Source organism: Mycobacterium sp. TH-M15, assembly GCF_057473705.1.
Window position 1 is genome coordinate 1 of record NZ_JBYCLB010000131.1, and the last position, 2,343, is coordinate 2,343.

The following is a 2,343-nucleotide window of genomic DNA, read 5'->3' on the forward strand; positions in this document are numbered from 1 at the left end:
ACACCAAGCCCAGCCGGGGCTCGGTCACCTTCGAGGGCCACAACATCCACACCGAGTACGCTTCGCTGCGCAACCGGATCGGGATGGTCCCGCAGGACGACGTGGTGCACCGGCAGCTGACGGTGAACCAGGCGCTCGGCTACGCCGCCGAACTGCGGCTGCCGCCGGACAGCAGCAAAGCCGACCGGGACCAAGCCGTCGCCCAGGTGCTCGAGGAGCTGGAGCTGACCAAGCACGCCGACACCCGCGTCGACAAGCTCTCCGGCGGCCAGCGCAAACGCGCGTCGGTGGCGCTGGAGCTGCTGACCGGGCCGTCGCTGCTGCTGCTCGACGAGCCGACCTCGGGCCTGGACCCCGCCCTGGACCGGCAGGTGATGCTGATGCTGCGCCACCTCGCCGACGCCGGCCGGGTTGTGCTGGTGGTCACCCACTCGGTCTCCTACCTCGACGTCTGCGACCAGATCCTGCTGGTGGCCCCCGGTGGCAAGACCGCATTCTGCGGGCCACCGGATCAGGTGGAGACCGCGCTGGGCACCCGCAACTGGGCCGACATCTTCGCCAAGGTCGGCGCCGACCCCGACGCGGCCAACCGGCGCTTCCTGCAGGAAGGCGCAGCCCAGCGGGCCGAACCGATCGCCGAGACACCGCCGGGCGACCTGGGCCCGCCCACCCCCACCAACGTGGGCAAACAGTTGTCGACGATCGCCCGAAGACAGGTGCGGCTGATCGTCTCCGACCGCGGCTACTCGGTGTTCCTGGCGGTGCTGCCGTTCCTGATCGGTGCGCTGTCACTGACCGTGAAGGGCAAGGGCGGGCTCGGGCTGCCCGGGATGAACGCGCCCACCGAACCGCAGTACGTGATGGTGCTGCTCAACATCGGTGCGGTCTTCATGGGCACCGCACTGACCATCCGTGACCTGATCGGCGAGCGCCCGATCTTCAAACGCGAGCAGGCCGTGGGGCTCTCCACCACCGCCTACCTGCTGGCCAAGGTCGCCGTGTTCTGCACGTTCGCCACGGTGCAGGCCGCCATCGCCACCATGATCGTCGTCGTCGGCAAGGGCGGCCCGAAGCAGGGGCCGCTGCTGCTCGGCGGTGGTGACACCGGCGCCAACATCGAGCTGTTCCTGACGGTGGCCGGAACCTGTGTGGCCGCGGCCGTCCTGGGCATCGCGCTGTCGGCGTTCGCGCAGACCAACGAGCAGGTCATGCCGCTGCTGGTGGTGTCGATCATGGGCCAGCTGGTGCTCTCCGGCGGCATGATCCCGGTGACTGGGCGCCTCGGGCTCAACCAGGCATCCTGGCTGACGCCGGCCCGCTGGGGCTACGCCGCGGGTGCGTCGACGATCGATTTCAACTACCTGCTGCATCACCCCGCGAACCCCGAGAACTGCATGCCGTTCCCGACCCCGAAGGACCCCGATCCGGCGGTGCCGAAGGGCTGTACCCCGGCCCTGGACGTCAAGCAGATCCCCAAGGACCGGCTGTGGAACCACACCGGCGGCATCTGGCTGCTCGACATGGGCATGCTGATCCTGCTGTCGGTGCTCTACGCCGGCGTGGTGCGGTGGAGGATCCGATTGAGGCGCTGACGGAGCGCGTCGGCCGCCGGCTCAGCGCGCCAGCGCAGCCAATGCGTACTCGCTGACCGCGATCAGCGCGTCGGTGGTCGATCTGCGGTCCCGCGCGTCGATGGCGACCACCGGGATGCGGTCGGGCAGCGTCAGCGCTTTGCGCACGTCGTCGACCGGATACCTGGGTGCGCCGTCGAATTCGTTGATCGCGACCAGGAACGGCAGGTTGCGGTGCTCGAAGAAGTCGATCGCGGCGAAGCTGTCCTGCAACCGGCGGCAGTCGACCAGCACGATCGCCCCAATCGCCCCGCGCACCAGGTCGTCCCACATGAACCAGAACCGGCGCTGACCGGGCGTGCCGAACAGGTACAGCACCAGGTCGTCGGCGAGGGTGATCCGGCCGAAGTCCATCGCCACCGTGGTGGTCCGCTTCTCCGGGGTGGCCTCCAGCGCATCCACCCCGGCGGAGACGTCGGTGACGATCGCCTCGGTGCGCAGCGGCATGATCTCCGACACGGTGCCGACGAACGTGGTCTTGCCGGAGCCGAATCCGCCCGCGACGATGATCTTCGTCGAGGCGGCCCGGCTACCGGAGTGCGCGTAAGCCACGAAGCGTCCTTCCGATCAGATCCCGGCGTTCATCTCGGCTGGAGTCGGCCAACGTCGGGCGTACCTCAAGGTATCCCGAGGTCACCAGATCGCCGACCAGGACGCGCGCGACCCCGAGCGGCAAATCCAATCGCGCCGAGATTTCGGCGACCGACGGGCT

The 2,343-nt window shown here is 69.0% G+C and carries 3 protein-coding genes; 1 reads left to right on the forward strand and 2 read right to left on the reverse strand.

Annotated elements, in window-relative coordinates; genetic code table 11:
- Nucleotides 1–1,592 (forward strand): ATP-binding cassette domain-containing protein (locus AC2VNT_RS03260; protein ID WP_486945493.1); only part of this gene is annotated, 1,592 nt, incomplete at its 5' end.
- 21 nt (nucleotides 1,593–1,613) lie between these two features.
- On the opposite strand, the gene AC2VNT_RS03265 is transcribed toward AC2VNT_RS03260, so the two are convergent.
- On the reverse strand, nucleotides 1,614–2,183 hold the full coding sequence (locus AC2VNT_RS03265) for a GTP-binding protein (RefSeq protein ID WP_486945494.1): 570 nt from the start codon (nucleotides 2,181–2,183) through the stop codon (nucleotides 1,614–1,616).
- Nucleotides 2,161–2,343: DUF742 domain-containing protein (locus AC2VNT_RS03270; RefSeq protein WP_486945495.1), on the reverse strand; the 183-nt coding region annotated here is incomplete at its 5' end. The genes AC2VNT_RS03265 and AC2VNT_RS03270, both read right to left, overlap by 23 nt.